We start from the raw sequence: 480 nt of genomic DNA, 5'->3' as shown, positions 1-480 counted from the left end.
GATTTTAAGATTTTAAGAGCACCTTAAACCACGATTAGTGCGTAATGGAAACCGCGGTTAAATCTTTATGCTTGTGGTACATCGCGTGCTTGAATATCAGATTCGCACTCACGGTATCCATTCCTGCGACCTCTACATAAGCACCCTTTTTTCGGAACTTAAACACGACCTTATCAAGCGCCTCAACCGACGTGTTATCTAGGAACGATGCATCCGATATATCGATCGTCACTAAAGACGTGGCCTTGTCATAGTCAAATAGATCGACAAACGCATCTGAAGAAGCAAAAAAGACATGGCCTTTTACTCGATGGGTGGTGTGCAGTTCGTTAGTCACCACTTCATCAGATATAAAGACCATCGACTTGCTGGCATGCGCATAAAACAAAGCTGACAACACCACGCCAACTGCAACACCTATCGCGAGATTGTGAGTAAACACCACCACCGCTACGGTCGCTAGCATCGTCACATTAGTAG

1 protein-coding gene is annotated in these 480 nt (G+C 45.0%); it reads right to left on the bottom strand.

The features are described 5' to 3' along the window. Positions 1-34: 34 nt before the first annotated feature. The coding region (locus AB4232_RS05355) for an STAS domain-containing protein (protein WP_372086495.1) at positions 35-480 on the bottom strand (446 nt) is incomplete at its 5' end.

The organism is Vibrio sp. 10N.286.46.A8 (assembly GCF_041470165.1).
In the GTDB taxonomy this organism is placed as follows: domain Bacteria; phylum Pseudomonadota; class Gammaproteobacteria; order Enterobacterales; family Vibrionaceae; genus Vibrio; species Vibrio tasmaniensis_A.
Note: the sequence above shows the minus strand (reverse complement) of the source record. Positions and strands in the feature narration are given on the sequence as shown.